A 17,057-nucleotide genomic window follows, 5' to 3' on the forward strand; every position below is an offset into this window, starting at 1 on the left:
TCCCTGCAGGGAGGCCGCTCCGAGATAGCTTGCTGGGCATGAAGGACTTCGACGTCGCCGCTGTCGTCTCCGGAGGGGCCTCCGGCCTCGGGGAGGCCACGGTGCGGGCCCTGACCGCGCGGGGCGCGGCCGTGACCATCCTCGACCTGCAGGAGGACAAGGGGGAGAAGCTCGCCGCCGAGCTCGGCGGGCACACCACCTTCGTCCGGACCGACGTCACCGACCCCGCGTCGGTGGAGGCGGCGGTCGCCGAGGCCACCGGCAAGGACCGGCCGCTGCGGATCGCGGTCAACTGCGCCGGCATCGGCTGGGCGCAGCGCACGGTGGGCAAGGGCAACGTGCCGCACGACTTCGACCCGTTCGTCCGCACGGTGATGGTCAACCTGGTCGGCACCTTCAACGTGCTCCGGCTGGCCGCCGCCGCGATGGCCGCCACCGAGCCCGGGGAGGACGGCGAGCGCGGCGTGGTCGTCAACACCGCCTCGATCGCCGCCTACGACGGGCAGATCGGGCAGATCGCCTACTCCGCCTCCAAGGGCGGCATCGTCGGCATGACCCTGCCCGCGGCGCGCGACCTGGCCGGCGTCGGGGTGCGCGTGTGCACCATCGCCCCCGGGCTGGTGGACACCCCGCTGCTGGGCAGCCTGCCCGAGGAGGCGCGCCAGAGCCTGTCGGCGGGCATACCCTTCCCCAAGCGCCTGGGGCGACCCTCGGACTTCGCCGAGCTGGCCCTGGACATCGTCGAGCACGGCTACCTGAACGGCGAGGTCATCCGGATGGACGGCGCACTCCGGATGGCGCCCCGCTGAGTCCCTCTTCCCCGGGGAGCACCACCTGAGCACCACCACCCTCGACGTCCCGGTCTTCGAGGACGTCTGGCGGCCGGACTGGCCGCTGGACGTCCGCCGGGCCCTCTTCCCGCACCAGCGCAGCGCGAGCGACCCGACCCTGCGGCACACCGACGGCGCCACCTGGCGCACGGTCAGCACGCCCGACGGGGCGGCCACCGTGCGCATCTCCGTCTGCGCCGGCGAGGTCCGGGTCGCCGCCTGGGGGCCGGGGGCGGAGTGGGCGGGGACGGCGGTCCCGTCCTGGCTGGGCGCGGACGACCGCCCCGACGAGTTCGACCCCGGTGGCCACCCGCTGCTGTCCCGGCTGCACCGGACCACGCCCTGGCTCCGGCTGGGCAGCACCGGCCGCACCTGGGACGCGCTGGTGCCCGCCGTCCTCGAGCAGAAGGTCACCGTCGTCGAGGCGCACCGCGTGTGGCGGGCGCTGCTGCGGCTGGCCGGCGAGCCGGCCCCCGGCCCCGCGCCGGAGGGGATGCGGGTGATCCCCTCGCCGCGGCGGCTGCTGGACGTCACCGACTGGGAGTGGCACCGGTGCGGCCTCGACGGCGCCCGTCGCCGGGCGCTGCGCGCGGTGGCCGGCGTCGCCTCGCGCCTGGAGCCCGACCACGCGCCGGACTCGCCGACCCTGCAGCGCAAGATGCGCACCGTGCCGGGCATCGGCGTCTGGACCGCGGCCGAGGTGGTGCAGCGGGTGTTCGGCTGCCCGGACACGGTCAGCTACGGCGACTACCACCTGAAGAACCAGGTGGGGTTCGCGCTGACCGGCGCGGCCCGGACCGACGACGACGGGATGATGGCGCTGCTGGAGCCCTGGCGCGGGCAGCGGCAGCGGGTGGTGCGGCTGCTGCTGGCCGGGGGAGCGGCGCGGGCGCCGCGGTTCGGCCCGCGCAACGCCCCGACCGACCACCGCCGCATCTGAGGAGGGCTCAACCCCACGCCCCGATCAGGCGACCTGATCGGGAAGCGTCCTCCCTCGCGGTGCACGGTGCGGGAGGACACCACGGGACCAGGTCACCCGGTCATCGCCGGCGTCCTCAGGTCAGCGGGTCGTCCAGCAGGCGCAGCAGGTAGTCGCCGTAGCCGCTCTTCCCCAGCGGTTCCGCGGCGCGGCGCAGGCCGTCGTCGTCCAGCCAGCCCTGCCGCCAGGCGACCTCCTCGATGCACCCGATCTTGAGGCCCTGCCGCTCCTCGACCACGGAGACGAACTCGGTGGCCTGCCGCAGCGAGGCGAAGGTGCCGGTGTCGAGCCAGGCGGTGCCGCGGTCGAGCGCGGTGACGGTGAGCTTCCCCGCGCGCAGGTAGTGCTCGTTGACCGCGGTGATCTCCAGCTCGCCGCGGGCGCTGGGGGAGATGCCCCTCGCGACCTCGACGACGTCACTGGCGTAGAAGTACAGCCCCGGCACGGCGTAGGAGCTCTTGGGCCGGGCCGGCTTCTCCTCGATGGACAGGACCCGGCCCTCGGCGTCGAACTCCACCACGCCGTAGTCCTGCGGGTTGGCCACGTGGTAGGCGAAGACGTGCCCGCCCTCGGGCTCGGGCAGCCGGCCCAGCGCCGTGCCCAGCCCCGCGCCGTAGAAGATGTTGTCACCGAGCACCAGGGCCACCGACTCGCCGCCGATGAACTCCGCGCCGATGAGGAAGGCCTGGGCCAGCCCCTCGGGCCGGGGCTGGACGGCGTACTCGATGCGCATCCCCAGCCGGCGGCCGTCGCCGAGCAGGTGCCGGAAGGCCTCCTGGTCGCCGGGCGTGGTGATCACCAGCACCTCCCGGACGCCGGCCATCATCAGCGTCGAGAGCGGGTAGTACACCATCGGCTTGTCGTAGACCGGCATCAGCTGCTTGCTGACCGCCTGGGTGATCGGGAACAGGCGGCTGCCGGTGCCCCCGGCCAGGATGATCCCCCGCATGATCGCGAACGCTACCGGCGGGCCGCGGTCACGACGCCGGGGAACCGAGCCACAACCTCCCGACGAGTGAGGTCCCCCCGGGCGTGCCGACCGGCTCCCAGCGGGTCGTCCAGCCCTCGGCGTGCAGCTGCACGATGACCGCGCCGACGAGCGCGCCCACGTTCAGGGCGCTGGTCGTGGTCGCCCGCTCGGGTAGGTGGACGTCGACCACGCCGTCCTCCTCCCCGCCGTAGCGCAGGACCACGGGGAACTCCGGCAGCGCGGCGACCGCGACCCGGAACGCCTCCCTGACCGCGTCGAGGTCTCCCGGGCGCGGCACCAGGTCCTCGCCCGGTACCCGGCTGGGCACGAGGTCCCGGCTGCCGTACGGGAAGAGGTCGCCGGGGCCGAGCCGGACCAGCGGCCGGGTGCCGGCGTCGTGCTCCGGGGCCTGGAACCGCAACCCGCGGACGACGGCGACCGGGATGCCCCCGAGCTTGCCCTTGACCAGGTCCGCGGCGGAGGCCAGCTCGTCGACGACGGCGACCTGCGTGGTCTCCAACCGGTTGCCGTGCGCGTCGACGTCCCCCCGGTGGTCGGTGAGCGCGGCGATCCCGGCCGATCCCACCGCCACGTCGGTGAGCCCCTCCCGCCAGGTCCGGCCGAAGGTGTCACTGACGATGACCGCCACCTCGACCCCGAGCAGCTCCCGCAGCCGGCCGCGGAGGGCCCGCGCCGAGGCGTCGGCGTCCTCGGGCAGGAGGACGAGGGCGTCGCCGGGCACGTTGGAGGCGTCGATGCCCGCCGCGGCCACCACCCAGCCCTGCGGCGTCTCGACGATCTTCAGCGGTCCCCGGCGGGCCACCACCCGCACCGTCTCGGCGTCGATGGCCCGCTGCCGGGCGGCCTCCCGGTCGGCGCCGGGCTCGACCCGCACCAGCCGCCCCTCCACCTTGGAGACGACCTTGGAGGTCACGACGACGACGTCGCCGTCGGCCAGCCACGGCGCCGCACCGGCCACCGCCGCGGCCAGGTCGTCGCCGGGGGAGAACTCGGGCAGCCCGGCGACCGGGTGCACCGAGATCCCGGCGGCAGGCCCGCCTGCAGGGGCCCGCTGCGAGCTCGCGAGCGGTGGGGGGCAGGAGGGTCCTCGGTCAGACACGGGCGGCGTCCAGCGCGGCGCGGGCGAGCGCGGTCGTGGCCTCCGGGTCGGTCATGAGCAGGGGCACGCTGCGGACGTCGACCCCGGGCACCTCGGCGACGTCGCCGGTGTGAACGAGCCAGGCGTCGAGCAGCCCGCCTTCGACCCGGGCCCCGTAGTGCCGCCCGACGCCCTCGGCGCTGACCTCCACGCCGAGGACCGGGAGGCACCGGTCGGCCATCCCGCGGACCGCCGCACCGGACACGATCGGCGAGACCCCGACCACGCGGCCCGGGGTGGCCAGCAGCGCCGCCCGCAGCCCGGGGACGCCGAGGACGGTGCCGATCGACACGACCGGGTTGGACGGCGCGAGCAGCACCGCGTCGGCCGCGGCGAACGCCTCGGCCACCCCGGGTGCCGGGCGGGCGGCGTCCGCTCCGACCTGGACGAACGCCGAGGCGTCGAGCGCGGCCCGGTGGCGCACCCACCACTCCTGGAAGTGGATGGCCTGCTGCCGGCCGCTGTCCGGGTCGGTCACGACGACGTGGGTCTCCACCCGCTGGTCGCTCATCGGCAGCAACTCCACGCCGGGCTGCCAGCGGTCGCACAGCGCCGCGGTCACCTGGGACAGCGGGTAGCCGGCGTCGAGCATGCGGGTGCGGACCAGGTGGGTGGCGAGGTCCCGGTCGCCGAGGCCGAACCAGGTCGGTTCGGCGCCGTAGGCGGCCAGTTCCTCCTTCACCGTCCAGGACTCGCCGGCACGGCCCCAGCCGCGCTCGGGGTCGATGCCCCCGCCGAGGGTGTACATCACCGTGTCCAGGTCCGGACAGATCCGCAGGCCGTGCATCGTCACGTCGTCCCCGGTGTTGACGACGGCGGTGATGCGGGCGCCGGGGACGGCGGCCCGGACACCGGCGAGGAACCGGGCCCCACCGACCCCTCCGGCGAGCACGACGATCTGCACGAAAGTCATCGTGCCCGATGGGCAGTTGTCGACTGTTTGGCGGGCGTGTCGAAGGGTGGGACGAGAAGTGACGAACACCCCGTGACGAATGGGGCTGGTGTGGCGAGCCGCTTACACCGAGCGAAGTTGACGACTACGCAACGACACGCGTGTAATTCCCGCGGTGTCATCGAGTGCTGAGCGGCCCGGGATCGTCCCGCGGAGCGCACTTCGGGACGAGAGCGAGAGGGGACGCATCGTCATGGCAGAGATCTCGTGGCTGAGTGACTACGTCAGCGCGTCGGAGCGCAACGCCGACGGGGGGACGGGCGCGGGCGGCCAGGTCTTCGCCGGCCTGTGGAGCATGGGCCTGGAAGCCGATGCGCAGTCGTGGCAGGAGCGCGCGCTGTGCGCCGAGACCGACCCCGAGGCGTTCTTCCCGGAGAAGGGTGGTTCCACCCGCGAGGCCAAGAAGATCTGCACCGGCTGCGAGGTCAAGGCCGAGTGCCTCGAGTACGCCCTGGCCAACGACGAGCGCTTCGGCATCTGGGGCGGGCTCTCCGAGCGTGAGCGCCGCCGCCTGCGCCGCCGGGCGGTCTGACGCACGACCCCGTCCTCCCCTCCCGCTCGCAGGCCCGGGCGGGACCCGCGACGGGCCACGCACACAGCGCGGTGTGACACCAGCCCAGGGCTGTCCCACAGCCGCCGACGGATCACCGTCGGCGGCTGTGGTGCTATTCGGGGCGTGACGGCAGGGGGGACGAGCACGCGGGTGGCCGCCGGACGGGCCGAGGTCGTCCGGGAGCTGCGCGCGGCCGGGCCCCTGCTGGCCCGGGTCCGCGCGCCGATCCCCGCCCGCCCGCCCTGGCTGACCGCCGTGCTCTACGTGCAGGCCCCGCAGCGCTGGGCCGGTGTGCGACCGGTGGCCGTCGTCGTGGAACGACCCGGCGCCGGCGCGGCGGGGGAGACGGCGGCCCTGGCCGCGCTCGTCCTGCGCGGCCGCGGGCCCCGCGTGGAGGTCGCGCTGCTCGGGGCCGGCGCCACCCCCGTGCCACCGGGGGCTGCCCCGGCCCGCCTGCCCGTGGCGGACGACGCGGCCGCGGCGGAACTGGCCACCGGCGTCCTGGACCTGCTCGCGCGCCTGCGCCGGCCGTGGACCCTCCGCCTGACCGGCCTGCCGCTCGGCGACCCCACGACCCGCGAACTGGGCCGGCTGCGACCCGAGACCGCGTTCGCCACCACCCGCAGCGCCGCCCTCGTCGACGCCCTGTCCGAGGTGGGCCCGGTGTGCCGCAGCCGCGACCCGCGGGAGGTCGAGCGGTGGCTGCCGCAGCTGCTGGCCCGCGAGCCCGACCCCGGGGCCCGGCTCCTGCTGCGGGCGGCGGCCCGGCTGCACGCCGCGATCGGGCAGCTGGAGGTCGCGGTGCTCGCCGACGGCGACCGGCTGCGGGCGGGGCTGCTCACCCTCGACGACGGCCTCGAGCGCCGTCCGTGGTGGGGCTTCTCCGACGTCGGCGGGCTCCGGCGGGAGATGGGCGCGCCGCTGGTGACGGTGACCCTGGACGGTGGGCGGCTGACCGAGCGGCTCAGCCGCCGTAGCCGACGACGTTGAGCCCTGGCTCGTCGACCGTCGCCGCCCGGTCGGTGCCGAGGAAGAGGGTGCCCTCGGCGGCCGCGCGGCCGTCGCGCACCGGCTCCGCGGGGGAGACGGTCACGGTCAGGTCGTAGACCCGCCCGGTGTAGGTGGGCGCGGTGCCGATCGGGCGGGTGTAGGTCGGGAACCGTCCGGTCAGCCGCACGTCGTCACCGTCGCGGGTCACGGTCAGCGCCGGTGAGGGCAGGTCGGCGTACTCCGTTCGTGACCGCACGCAGCCGGCGGCCTGCGGATCGGCCGGCGCCCCGTCGGTCATGCAGTTCCACGTCGGCAGCCGCACGTGCGCGAGCGCCACGGCGTCCCCTCCGGCGTCGGCGGCCGTCACGCTCACCGAGGGGTAGGCCACGGTCACGCCGACGGCGTGCTCCTCGACGACGACGCCACCGAAGCCCAGCGTCGCGGTCACGCCGTCGTCCCCGAGGGGGATCGACCGGCTGGCCAGCGCGCCCGCGCCGCTCTCCCCGGGCAGCGGGTCCGACGGGACACCGGGCAGCTCCGGCAGGGGCTCGGCCGTCGTCGGGGCGGCGGTCGGCGAGGGCACCGGTGCGGGGGAGGGTGCGGGGTCGGGCCGGTCGGGGTCCCCGCGCACGACGCCGGCCAGCAGCGCCAGGGTGGCGACGAGCACCAGTGCGCCGGCCGCCATCCCGGCGACGGCCCGGCCGGCGCCGGTCGCGCTCCCCGCCGGGGGAGGCGCCGCAGGCGAGGAGGGTGGCGTCGGGACCGGAGCCGTCGGCGTACCGGGCGGCGCGTCCAGGAAGCCGGGCAGGTCGTCGTGGGGATAGCGGCTCCGTGGCCGCCCGGGAGGCGGCGGGGGGTGCTCGGCAGCCGGGGTGGAGGGCGTCCGCGCCCGGTCGCGGCGGCCGCGCACTTCCACCGCGGCGAGCCCGACGAGCGCGAGCAGGGCCACGCCGAGCACGACCCAGGGCACGGCGGCCGGCGCGGAGGAGTCCATCCCGGCAAGCATCGCAGGGGCCCGCGGGGCCCCCGGGAGGCCGACCGGCCGCGGCCCGCGCACCCCCGTGCGCGGCGGGAGAGGGGCTGGGACGATCCCTCCGGTGAGCAGCAGCAGCGGGGCGACGACCGAGGGTGCGGCGCGGGAGAGGGTGAGCGCGCTGCTGGCCGAGCTCGGGGTCGACCAGCCGCTGACCGGCGCCACCGACCTCTCCGCCTCGCTGGGCGTGGTGCGGGGCGTGCTGGCCGACCGGGTGGTCGACCTCGCGGTCACCGAGAGCGGGCGCCGGAGACTGCGGGCGGAGCTGCGGGGCCGCCGCTGGGCGGAGGAGCGGCAGATCGGCGTCCCCGAGGTCGTGGCCGCCGCGGACGACGGCCGGTGGCTGCTCTCGGGGCGGATCCACCCCGTGCCGACCGGTGGACCGCGGTGGACCGAGGCCGCGGTCGACGCCGCTGTCCGCATCGCGCCGCTGCCCGGGCCGTCGGGCAGCCCCTGGCAGCCGCCGGCCCGCCCCGCGCTGCGCCGGGCCCGGGCCACGGTCGGCGATGCCGGGCGGCTGGTGCGGGGCGGGATCCGGCTCGGGGAACTGCGCGCGGTGCGGGCCGCGGCCGCCCAGCTGCCGCTGTCGGAGGTCTCGCACGGGGACTACCGGGCCGCCAACGCCGTCCTCGACGACGAGGGGCGGATGGTGGTGCTCGAGTGGACCGGCGTGCGCCCCGGCCCGCGCCACCGGGACCTGCTGACCCTGTGGGCGAGCACCGTGGGCGACGAGGACCGGGCACGGATCGCCCGGGTGGTCCTCGACCGGACCGCGGGGTGGGAGGAGCCCGACGTGGGACTGCTGTGGCACGCGGTCGCCCTCGAGCAGCTGGTCGGGCGGATCACCCGGTCCGACCGCGGTGACGGGCTGGACCTGGCGTTCTGCCGGGCGCGGCTGGCCGACGCGCGGGGCATCGCCGCCGAGCTGGGCAGCCCGGTGGCGACGTGACGGAGCGGCCCCCTGCAGCGGCCCGCCGCGAGCTCGCGAGTGGTGGGGGCAGGGGGTGCGTGCTCAGCCCGTGGGGTCGATCTCCTCGGGGTCCCGGCCCAGCAGCACGGCGACCTGGTCGACGACGACGTCGCGCACCAGGTCGGCGAGGTCGTCGCGGTCGTGCGCCCGCAGCTCCAGCGGCCGCCGGTAGACCACGATGCGCGGGGCGATCTCGCGGCCGTTCTCGCGGTGGGCGGGCAGCACCCGGGCCAGCGGGACGCTGCCGTCGTCGAGCACGTCGGCGTCCAGGACGACCTCGTCGGGGCTGGTGTGCTCCACCCATGGGACGTCCTCGACGGCGAACTCCACGCCGGCCAGTTCCTTCTCCCAGCGGCGCTCGAGGTCCTCCACCGCGTCGAGGACGAGGTCGTCGAACTGCTCGGCGCGGCTGCGGGCCAGCGGGACGCCGTCAGGGACCAGGCGCCCGCGCAGGCCGCGACCGTGCCGGTCGCGGCGGGAACGGGCGGGTCGGCTCATGGCGAGTGCGAGCGTACGGCCGGGCGCACCGGCGTGCCCTCCCCGGGAGCGTCCCCGGTCCCGCCGGGGAACCCCCGCCGAAGGCACCTGCCGGGACCGCCGTGGCCGTCGTGCAGGATGTGGCTCCTGCTCCGCCGGGACCCGAGAAACCCGGTGCGCCTGATGCCAACCGACCGGGTACGCGTCTACTGTGCCGTTCGTGAGGAACCGGTGGTGAGGCAGTCACGTCGCTGCTCGCGCAGCGGCTGCGCGCAACCGGCGGCAGCGACCTTGACCTACGTGTACGCGGAGTCGACCGCTGTCGTCGGCCCGTTGGCGACGTTCTCGGAGCCGCACAGCTACGACCTGTGCGAGTTCCACGCGGAGCGGCTGACGGTGCCCCGCGGCTGGGAGGTCGTGCGCCACGAGATCGATCTCGAGGACTCCGGCCCGACCGGCGACGACCTGCTGGCCCTGGCCGACGCCGTCCGCGAGGCGGCCCGGCCCGAGCCCCCGCGCAACCCGGCCGACGACGGCAGCGGCACCCGCCGCGGCCACCTGCGGGTGCTCCCCGACATCACCTGAGAGCCGACCCCGCCGGCCCACCGGAGGAGGACCCCGTCCTCCCACCCCTCGCACGCTCGGGGCGGGACCCGGGACGGGGCCACGGTGGGCCGTGGAGCGGCCACACTGCGCCGCCCGGCAGGCGCGTCGTTAAGGTCGCTCGCGTGGCGGACCTCTCCTCGATCATCAAGGCGTACGACGTCCGCGGCGTCGTGCCCGACGAGTGGGACGAGGACGTCGCCCGGCGGATCGGTGCCGCGTTCGCCGAGTTCGTGACCCTGGAGAGCGGCGCGACGGCGATCGTCACCGCGCACGACATGCGCGACTCGTCGGTGCCGCTGTCGCGGGCCTTCGCCGAGGGCGCGCTGCGCCGGGGCGTCGACGTGCTGGAGGCCGGGCTCGGGTCCACCGACATGCTCTACTTCGCTGCCGGCTCGCTCGGCGTCCCCGGCGCGATGTTCACCGCCAGCCACAACCCGGCCCGGTACAACGGCATCAAGCTCTGCCGCGCCGGCGCCGTCCCCGTGGGGCAGGAGTCGGGGCTGGCCACCATCCGCGAGTGGGCCGAGCGGGACGCCTACGACCGCGTCCCCGCCCGCACGGCCTCCATCGCCCAGCGCGACGTCCTCGCCGAGTACGCCGCCCACCTGCGCTCGCTGGTCGACCTGTCGGCCATCCGGCCGCTGCGGGTGGTCGTGGACGCCGGCAACGGGATGGGCGGCCACACCGTGCCGGTGGTCCTCGCCGACCTCCCGGTGGAGGTCGTGCCGATGTACTTCGAGCTCGACGGGTCCTTCCCCCACCACGAGGCCAACCCGCTGGACCCGGCCAACCTCGTCGACCTGCAGGCCGAGGTGCGCCGCACCGGCGCCGACATCGGCCTGGCCTTCGACGGCGACGCCGACCGGGTGTTCGTCGTCGACGAGCGGGGAGAGCCGGTCAGCCCCTCGGCGATCACCGCGCTGGTCGCCGTCCGGGAGCTGGCCAAGGGCCACGGGACGACGATCATCCACAACCTGATCACCTCCCGGGCGGTGCCCGAGATCGTGCGGGAGCACGGCGGCGAGCCGGTGCGCACCCGCGTCGGCCACTCGTTCATCAAGGCGGAGATGGCCCGCACGGACGCCGTCTTCGGCGGCGAGCACTCCGCCCACTACTACTTCCGGGACTTCTGGCGCGCCGACACGGGCATGCTCGCCGCCATGCACGTCCTCGCCGCGCTGGGGGAGCAGAGCCGGCCCCTGTCGGAGCTGACCGCCGGCTACAGCCGCTACGCCGCCTCCGGCGAGATCAACTCGACCGTGGAGGACGGCCCCGGCCGGGTGAAGGCCGTCCGCGAGGCGTTCGAGGGCGAGGACGGCGTGACCGTCGACGAGCTCGACGGGCTGACCGTCGACCTCCCCGACGGGTCCTGGTTCAACCTCCGGGCGAGCAACACCGAGCCGCTGCTGCGGCTGAACGTGGAGGCCCCCGACGCAGCCCGGATGGCCGAGCTGCGGGACCGAGTGCTGGAGATGGTGCGCGCATGACCCGACCCCACGAGGACGCTCCGCCCTCGCTCTCCGTCTCCGCGGGAGCCCCGGCATGACGGCCCCGAGCGGGCCGCTGGGGTTGGACCCCGCGCTGCTGGAGATCCTCGCCTGCCCCGACACCCACCACAGCCCGCTGACGGTGGACGAGGCGGCCGGCGAGCTGCTGTGCACCACCTGTGACCGGGCCTTCCCGGTGCGCGACGGCATCCCCGTGCTGCTGCTCGACGAGGCGCGGCACCGGGGTGGCGGGTCCACCCCATGACCTCGCCCGAGCTCGCCGAGGAGGTCCTCGACGACCTCGCCGTGCTGCGCGCCCGGGACCCGCGTGGCCTGCTCCCGGCGGTCGCCGGTGCCGGGGCGCAGGTGCGCGAGACCGCCCGGCTGGCCGAGGAGGCGGGCCTGGAACGGGTCACCGCCGGCGGCCGGCCGCGCGGGCTGGTCATCGTGGCCCGCCGCGAGGGCGCGGTCGCCGCCCAGGTGCTCCGGGCTCTGCTCGGGCCCTCCAGCCCGGTCACCGTGGACGTCGTCCCCGGCCCCGACCTGCCGGTGTGGACCGGACCGAGCGACATCGCCGTCGTCGCCACCCGGACCGGTGCCGGCCGGTACGCCGTCACGCCGGCCTACGAGGCCGCCCGCCGGGGCGTGACGCTCCTCGGCATCGGGGCGGACGACGCGCCCCTGCGCGCGGCCTGCTCCACCGCCCGGGCGCCCTACGTCCCGCTCCCGCGCTCGCGCGTGCGGCACACGACGCTGTGGTCGCTGCTCACGCCGCTGCTCAAGCTGGCGACCGACCTGGAGCTGGTCTCACCCGCCACGGCCGACCTGGCGGCGGTCGCCGACGCGCTCGACGAGGTCGCCGGCGAGTGCGGACCGGCGCAGGAGTCGTTCGTCAACCCGGCCAAGACCCTCGCGCTGGAGCTGCTCGACGCCCTGCCGGTCATCGCCGCCGAGGGGCCCCTGGCCGGCGCAGCCGCCACCCGGATCGCCGACCAGCTGGCCACCCTCGCCGGTCTGCCGGTCACCACCTTCCGCATGCCCGACCAGCGGGTCGCCGCCTGCGCGGTGCTCGGCGGACCGCTGGCCCCGCGGGGTGGCGAGGACGACTTCTTCCGGGACCGCGCCGAGGAGACCGGCCGTCGGCTCCGGCTGCTCACCGTCCGCGACACCCACGCCGGCGAGCACGACGGCGCCGGGGAGCGGGAGCCGCGCTCGGCCCGCGAGGCGCTCCAGGAGAGCCTGCGGACGGCGGCGTCGGCCAACGTGCCGGTGAGTGGACTGGCCGAGCACGGCGACCCCGAGCGCTACGGCCGGATGCCACGCCTGGCTCGCCAACTGGCCGTGGCCGACTTCACCGCCGTCTACCTCGCGCTCGCGCTGGACTCCGAGCGGGCTGCCCACCCGTGAGCCCGCGACCCGGGCGTCCACCGGCCCATCGGGCGCGCAGCCGCCTGGGGCCGTGGCGACGGGGGTCTCTCTCGGCGGGGGACGCCCGGGGCCGCGACACCGAGCCGCTCCAGGCGGTGGTTCGACCTGCGCGGCCGGGTACTCCCGCCCGGAGGGTCGAGCGGGGAACAGCGCACCGTACGGCCGGACAGACCAGGATCAGCCAGACAGCACCCGGGTGCTGACCGACCGGAAGGACATCCCGTGGCGGGTGGACTCGTAGCCCTGTTCGACGACGTGGCGACGCTGGCGAGGGCGGCCGCCGCCTCCGTCGACGACATCGGTGCCGCTGCCGGGCGGGCCAGCGCGAAGGCCGCCGGCGTCGTCGTCGACGACACCGCCGTCACGCCGCAGTACGTGCACGGCCTGGCCGCCGAGCGCGAGATCCCGATCATCAAGCGCATCGCCATGGGCTCGCTGCGCAACAAGCTGCTCATCCTGCTCCCGGCGGTGCTGCTGCTCAGCCAGTTCCTGCCCTGGCTGCTCACCCCGATCCTCATGGTCGGGGGCGCCTATCTCTGCTACGAGGGAGCGGAGAAGGTCTGGCACAAGCTCCGCGGCCACCACGACTCCCACGGGGAGGGTGAGGCGGCACTCCCGGACGAGGACACCATCGTCTCCGGCGCCGTGCGCACCGACTTCATCCTGTCCGCCGAGATCATGGTCATCTCGTTGAACGAGGTGGTCGACGAGCCGTTCCTGTCCCGAGCGGTGATCCTCGCGGTCGTCGCGATCGGGATCACCATCCTCGTGTACGGCGTCGTCGGCCTCATCGTGAAGATGGACGACGCCGGGCTGCGCCTGTCCGAGCGGCCCGCGAAGGCCGTGGCCTCGATCGGCCGCGGGATGGTCAAGGCGATGCCGCGGCTGCTCGCCGTCATCACCGTCGTCGGGACCGCCGCGATGCTGTGGGTGGGCGGTCACATCCTGCTGGTGGGCACCGAGGAGCTGGGCCTGCACGTCCTGTACGAGACCGTGCACCACTGGGAGGAGGCGGCGCACGAGGCGACCGGGGCGCTCGGCGGGGTCGTGGGCTGGCTGGTCAACACGCTGGCCAGCGCGGTCCTGGGGCTCGTCGTCGGCGCGGTGATCGTGGCCGTCCTGAGCGTCACCCTCCACCGGCGCAAGGCCCGGGCCGCGAGCGGGACCGACGCGCACTGAAGGACCCCGTCCTCCCCACCCTTCCCAGGCTCAGGGCGGGACCCGGGACGGGCCAGCGGGGCCTCGAAGGGTGGCCGTCCGGTAGGTCACGGTGCTCGGGGCGGGACAGCCCTCCCCCCGCCTCGCAGGTCGGAGCACGCCACGGGGGCCCCGGCCCGCCGGTGCGCCCCGCCTGCCGCGACCGGTCCCCGTGTCGGGGGAGAGTGGAGCCATGGACCGCACGCACCTGTCACCGGCGCGCCGCCGGGCCGACCGAGCCCGGCTGGCCGACGAGGTCGTCGACGTGCTCGTCGTCGGTGGCGGGGTCACCGGGGCGGGGACCGCGCTGGACGCGGCCAGCCGCGGTCTGTCGGTGGGGCTGCTGGAGGCCCGGGACTGGGCGGCCGGCACCTCGAGCCGCTCGAGCAAGCTGATCCACGGCGGCCTGCGCTACCTGGAGCAGCTCGCGTTCCCGCTGGTCCGCGAGGCCCTGCACGAGCGGACCCGGCTGCTGCAGACGATCGCGCCGCACCTGGTCCGGCCGTTGCCGTTCCTGCTGCCGCTGACCGCGCCGGCCTGGCAACGGGCGTACTACGGCGCCGGGGTGGCCCTCTACGACGTCCTCGGTGCCGCGCTCGACGCCGACCGGGCGCTGCCGGCGCACCGCCACCTGTCCCGCCGGGCGACCCTCGCCGCGTTCCCGGCGCTGCGGGCCGACGCCGTGGTCGGGGCCATCCGCTACTGGGACGCCCAGGTCGACGACGCCCGGCACACCCTCGCCGTCGTCCGCACGGCGGCCGGCTACGGAGCCCGGGTGCTCTCCAGCGCCCGCGTGACCGGGCTGGTGCGGGACGGCGAGGGCAGCGGGGCGCCGGTGGTGGGCGTGCGGGCGACCGACCTCACCGACGGGTCCACGTTCACCGTCCGCGCCCGCAGCGTCGTGGCCGCCACCGGGGTCTGGAGCGACGACGTGGGCGCGATGCTCGGCACCAGCGCGCCCAGCCTGCGGGTGCGCGCCTCCAAGGGGGTGCACCTGGTGGTGCCGCGCTCGGCGATCGACGCCGGGGACGTCCCGGACGACGCGCGGGCCGGGCTGATCCTGCGGACGCCGACCAGCGTGCTGTTCGTCATCCCGTGGGGCGACCAGTGGATCATCGGCACCACCGACACCCCGTGGAAGCTCGACCGCGACCACCCCGCGGCCAGCAGCGCCGACATCGGATACCTGCTCGACCAGGTCAACCGGGTGCTGTCCAAGCCGGTCACCACCGACCAGATCGTCGGCGTCTACGCCGGCCTGCGCCCGCTGCTGGCCGGGGAGGCCGACCAGACCAGCCGGCTCTCCCGCGAGCACGCCGTGGTCACGCCCGTCCCCGGGCTGGTCCTGGTGGCCGGCGGCAAGTACACGACCTACCGCGTGATGGCCGCCGACGCCGTGGACGCCGCCACGGCCGCGCTCCCGGGCGTGCCGGCCTCGCGGACCGCGCACCTGCCGCTGGTCGGCGCGCACCGCTGGGACGCCGTCCGCGGCACCGGACCCGCGCTGGCCGCCGCCACCGGCCTGCCCGGCGACGCCGTCGACCGGCTGTTGCACCGGCACGGCGACGAGGTGGAGCAGGTGCTCGACCTGGTGCGTGCCGACCCGGCGCTGGGTCGGCCGCTGCCCGGGGCGCCGGCGCACCTGGCCGCCGAGGTCGTGCACGCGGTGCTGGTGGAGGGGGCGCTGCACCTGGACGACGTCCTCACCCGGCGCACGCGGATCTCCATCACCACCCCCCACCGGGGGACGGAGACCGCGCCGGCGGTCGCCGAGCTGATGGCCGGGCCGCTGGGGTGGGACCGGGAGCGCACCGAACGGGAGGTCGCGCACTACGCGGCCCGGGTGGCGGCCGAGCGGGAGTCGCAGCGGATGCCCGACGACCGCACCGCCGACGCCGCACGGCTGGGCGCCGCGGACGTACGCTCCGCTGTCTGAGGACCGGCGGGGCCGCTCCCTCGACAGGGGGAGGACTCCCGGCGGCGGCTCCATCAGCACATGGGAGTTCCGACATGTCCGGTGTGCTCGACCCACCCGTAGCCTCGTCCGTGATGTGGCAGCTCACCAGCGGGGTCCGCTTCTACCCATGGGGCAGCCGCACGGTCATCCCCGAGCTGCTCGGCCGGCCCAGCCCTGCGGACCGGCCGCACGCGGAGCTCTGGATCGGCGCCCACCCCGACGAGCCGAGCCTGCTGGCCGACGGCCGTCCCCTGGACAAGGCCATCGCCGAGGAGCCCGAACGGCTGCTCGGGACGCGGGTCGTCGACCGCTTCGGGGAGCGGCTGCCCTTCCTCATGAAGGTGCTCGCCGCCGACCGGCCGCTGTCCCTGCAGGCCCACCCGACCACGGAGCAGGCCGCCGCCGGGTACGCCGCCGAGGAGGCCGCGGGCGTCCCGCACGACGACCCCACGCGGACCTTCAAGGACCCGTGGCACAAGCCCGAGCTGTTGCTCGCGCTGACCACGTTCGAGGCGCTGTGCGGCTTCCGGCCGGTCGAGGAGTCGCTGCACTGCCTGGCCAAGCTGCAGCTGCCCGAGCTCAAGCCGACCATCGCCGCGCTGGCCCGACGCGGCCTGCGGGCGGCGATCCCGCAGCTGCTGGCGCTGTCCGGCCGGCGCCGGGTCTCGCTGGTCGAGGCCGTCGCACAGGCCGCTGCCCGGTTCGTGGCCGCCCACGACCCGGAGTTCATCAACACCTACCGGTGGGCCGCGACGCTCGCGCAGGCCTATCCCGGCGACCCCGGCGTGGTCATCTCGCTGATGTGCAACCACCTGAAGCTCGCGCCCGGGGAGGCGGTGTTCCTGCCCGCCGGCAACCTGCACGCCTACCTGTACGGAGCCGGCGTGGAGGTCATGGCATGCTCCGACAACGTGCTGCGGGGCGGGCTGACCAGCAAGCACGTCGACCTGGCGGCGCTGATCGAGGTGCTCGACTTCAGCGACGGCAAGGTGCCGGTCATCCACCCGGTGCTCGGACCCGGCGGCCTGCGCTACCCCGTGCCGGTCGAGGACTTCGACCTCACCCGCGTCCAGCTGGGCACCGACCGGGGGTCGCTCACCACGCGCGGCCCGCAGGTCCTGCTGTGCACCGAGGGGAGGGCCGTGCTGGGCGACGGTGACGGCGAGCTCGTCCTGGCGAAGGGGATGTCGGCCTTCGTCCCGGCGGGGGAGCCGGTGACCGCCCGCGGACCGGCCGTCCTGTACCGGACCACCACGAACCTCGCCTGATCCGGGCGGGCGTGTCGCCGGCGCGGGGCAGGACCGGGCCGTCCTGGTCGTGTACCGCCCCCCGGCGGAGGGCAGTCCCCGGACGGGGCTCGCGGCGGGCTGACCGCGGAGGGGGGGCACGCGCGTGTCGGGGAGACCGTGGGGCCGACGGAGGGACCGGCCCGGGGGAGCGGTGTGGCGCGGGCTGTCGGCGCGGCTCGA

Annotated in this window: 17 protein-coding genes; 12 read left to right on the forward strand and 5 right to left on the reverse strand. The window is 75.9% G+C overall.

The window, feature by feature from the left end; translation table 11 throughout:
* Positions 1-38 precede the first annotated feature (38 nt).
* Positions 39-809 (forward strand): SDR family NAD(P)-dependent oxidoreductase, encoded by a 771-nt coding sequence (locus ACI79C_RS17205; RefSeq protein ID WP_456946890.1) that lies wholly within the window; start codon positions 39-41, stop codon positions 807-809.
* 199 nt (positions 810-1,008) lie between these two features.
* The gene (locus tag ACI79C_RS17210) at positions 1,009-1,770 is read left to right on the forward strand and encodes a DNA-3-methyladenine glycosylase family protein (protein ID WP_456946891.1); all 762 of its coding nucleotides are present in this window, start codon (positions 1,009-1,011) and stop codon (positions 1,768-1,770) included.
* A 115-nt stretch (positions 1,771-1,885) separates the two neighbouring features.
* Here the strand turns inward: ACI79C_RS17210 and rfbA are convergent, their stop codons facing one another.
* From rfbA to cofD, 3 genes are read right to left on the reverse strand one after another with little or no spacing between them, the layout of a single operon-like run.
* Positions 1,886-2,758 carry a glucose-1-phosphate thymidylyltransferase RfbA gene (gene rfbA / locus ACI79C_RS17215; RefSeq protein WP_456946892.1) on the reverse strand — a complete coding sequence of 291 codons (873 nt, stop codon included), beginning with the start codon at positions 2,756-2,758 and terminating at the stop codon, positions 1,886-1,888.
* Between the two features lie 28 nt (positions 2,759-2,786).
* Positions 2,787-3,899 carry a coenzyme F420-0:L-glutamate ligase gene (locus ACI79C_RS17220; protein ID WP_456946893.1) on the reverse strand — a complete coding sequence of 371 codons (1,113 nt, stop codon included), beginning with the start codon at positions 3,897-3,899 and terminating at the stop codon, positions 2,787-2,789.
* Complete coding sequence (gene cofD, locus ACI79C_RS17225; protein WP_456946894.1) at positions 3,892-4,842, reverse strand: 2-phospho-L-lactate transferase; 951 nt, start codon at positions 4,840-4,842, stop codon at positions 3,892-3,894. The genes ACI79C_RS17220 and cofD overlap by 8 nt, the downstream gene beginning before the upstream one ends.
* Before the next feature lie 343 nt (positions 4,843-5,185).
* Between cofD and ACI79C_RS17230 the strand changes: the two genes are divergently transcribed.
* Both ACI79C_RS17230 and ACI79C_RS17235 read left to right on the forward strand, forming a co-directional pair.
* A complete protein-coding gene (locus ACI79C_RS17230) occupies positions 5,186-5,422 on the forward strand; it encodes a WhiB family transcriptional regulator (protein WP_456946961.1) in 237 nt (78 codons plus the stop codon).
* Positions 5,423-5,593: 171 nt separating this feature from the next.
* Positions 5,594-6,433 carry a hypothetical protein gene (locus ACI79C_RS17235; protein WP_456946895.1) on the forward strand — a complete coding sequence of 280 codons (840 nt, stop codon included), beginning with the start codon at positions 5,594-5,596 and terminating at the stop codon, positions 6,431-6,433.
* On the opposite strand, the gene ACI79C_RS17240 is transcribed toward ACI79C_RS17235, so the two are convergent.
* On the reverse strand, positions 6,408-7,427 hold the full coding sequence (locus tag ACI79C_RS17240) for a hypothetical protein (RefSeq protein ID WP_456946896.1): 1,020 nt from the start codon (positions 7,425-7,427) through the stop codon (positions 6,408-6,410). The genes ACI79C_RS17235 and ACI79C_RS17240 overlap by 26 nt on opposite strands.
* 103 nt (positions 7,428-7,530) lie before the next feature.
* Between ACI79C_RS17240 and ACI79C_RS17245 the strand changes: the two genes are divergently transcribed.
* Positions 7,531-8,415, forward strand: a complete 885-nt coding sequence (locus ACI79C_RS17245) for a phosphotransferase (RefSeq protein ID WP_456946897.1) — start codon at positions 7,531-7,533, stop codon at positions 8,413-8,415.
* 63 nt (positions 8,416-8,478) lie between these two features.
* Here ACI79C_RS17245 and ACI79C_RS17250 read toward each other — a convergent pair whose 3' ends face one another.
* Positions 8,479-8,934, reverse strand: coding sequence for a metallopeptidase family protein (locus ACI79C_RS17250; RefSeq protein ID WP_456946898.1), 456 nt, complete (start codon positions 8,932-8,934; stop codon positions 8,479-8,481).
* 162 nt (positions 8,935-9,096) lie between these two features.
* On the opposite strand from ACI79C_RS17250, the gene ACI79C_RS17255 reads away from it, so the two are divergent.
* From ACI79C_RS17255 to manA, 7 genes are all read left to right on the forward strand, one after another.
* Complete coding sequence (locus ACI79C_RS17255; RefSeq protein WP_456946899.1) at positions 9,097-9,498, forward strand: DUF3499 domain-containing protein; 402 nt, start codon at positions 9,097-9,099, stop codon at positions 9,496-9,498.
* A 143-nt stretch (positions 9,499-9,641) separates the two neighbouring features.
* A complete protein-coding gene (locus tag ACI79C_RS17260; RefSeq protein ID WP_456946900.1) occupies positions 9,642-11,006 on the forward strand; it encodes a phosphomannomutase/phosphoglucomutase in 1,365 nt (454 codons plus the stop codon).
* Positions 11,007-11,061: 55 nt separating this feature from the next.
* Positions 11,062-11,271, forward strand: coding sequence for a Trm112 family protein (locus ACI79C_RS17265; RefSeq protein ID WP_456946901.1), 210 nt, complete (start codon positions 11,062-11,064; stop codon positions 11,269-11,271).
* On the forward strand, positions 11,268-12,413 hold the full coding sequence (locus ACI79C_RS17270; RefSeq protein ID WP_456946902.1) for an SIS domain-containing protein: 1,146 nt from the start codon (positions 11,268-11,270) through the stop codon (positions 12,411-12,413). Before ACI79C_RS17265 ends, ACI79C_RS17270 begins: the two co-directional genes overlap by 4 nt.
* Positions 12,414-12,656: 243 nt before the next feature.
* Positions 12,657-13,613, forward strand: a complete 957-nt coding sequence (locus ACI79C_RS17275; protein WP_456946903.1) for a DUF808 domain-containing protein — start codon at positions 12,657-12,659, stop codon at positions 13,611-13,613.
* A gap of 211 nt (positions 13,614-13,824) precedes the next feature.
* On the forward strand, positions 13,825-15,567 hold the full coding sequence (locus ACI79C_RS17280; protein WP_456946904.1) for a glycerol-3-phosphate dehydrogenase/oxidase: 1,743 nt from the start codon (positions 13,825-13,827) through the stop codon (positions 15,565-15,567).
* A 113-nt stretch (positions 15,568-15,680) separates the two neighbouring features.
* Positions 15,681-16,856 carry a mannose-6-phosphate isomerase, class I gene (gene manA / locus ACI79C_RS17285; protein WP_456946905.1) on the forward strand — a complete coding sequence of 392 codons (1,176 nt, stop codon included), beginning with the start codon at positions 15,681-15,683 and terminating at the stop codon, positions 16,854-16,856.
* The last annotated feature ends 201 nt before the right edge of the window (positions 16,857-17,057 follow it).

The organism is Geodermatophilus sp. SYSU D00697 (genome assembly GCF_054050175.1).

Coding starts and splice junctions, on each gene's coding strand:
- ACI79C_RS17205 (WP_456946890.1), top strand. CDS start 39: ATGAAGGACTTCGACGTCGCCGCTGTCGTCTCCGGAGGGGCCTCCGGC.
- rfbA (WP_456946892.1), bottom strand. CDS start 2,758: ATGCGGGGGATCATCCTGGCCGGGGGCACCGGCAGCCGCCTGTTCCCG.
- ACI79C_RS17230 (WP_456946961.1), top strand. CDS start 5,186: ATGGGCCTGGAAGCCGATGCGCAGTCGTGGCAGGAGCGCGCGCTGTGC.
- ACI79C_RS17240 (WP_456946896.1), bottom strand. CDS start 7,427: ATGGACTCCTCCGCGCCGGCCGCCGTGCCCTGGGTCGTGCTCGGCGTG.
- ACI79C_RS17250 (WP_456946898.1), bottom strand. CDS start 8,934: ATGAGCCGACCCGCCCGTTCCCGCCGCGACCGGCACGGTCGCGGCCTG.
- ACI79C_RS17255 (WP_456946899.1), top strand. CDS start 9,097: ATGCCAACCGACCGGGTACGCGTCTACTGTGCCGTTCGTGAGGAACCG.
- ACI79C_RS17265 (WP_456946901.1), top strand. CDS start 11,062: ATGACGGCCCCGAGCGGGCCGCTGGGGTTGGACCCCGCGCTGCTGGAG.
- ACI79C_RS17270 (WP_456946902.1), top strand. CDS start 11,268: ATGACCTCGCCCGAGCTCGCCGAGGAGGTCCTCGACGACCTCGCCGTG.
- ACI79C_RS17280 (WP_456946904.1), top strand. CDS start 13,825: ATGGACCGCACGCACCTGTCACCGGCGCGCCGCCGGGCCGACCGAGCC.
- manA (WP_456946905.1), top strand. CDS start 15,681: ATGTGGCAGCTCACCAGCGGGGTCCGCTTCTACCCATGGGGCAGCCGC.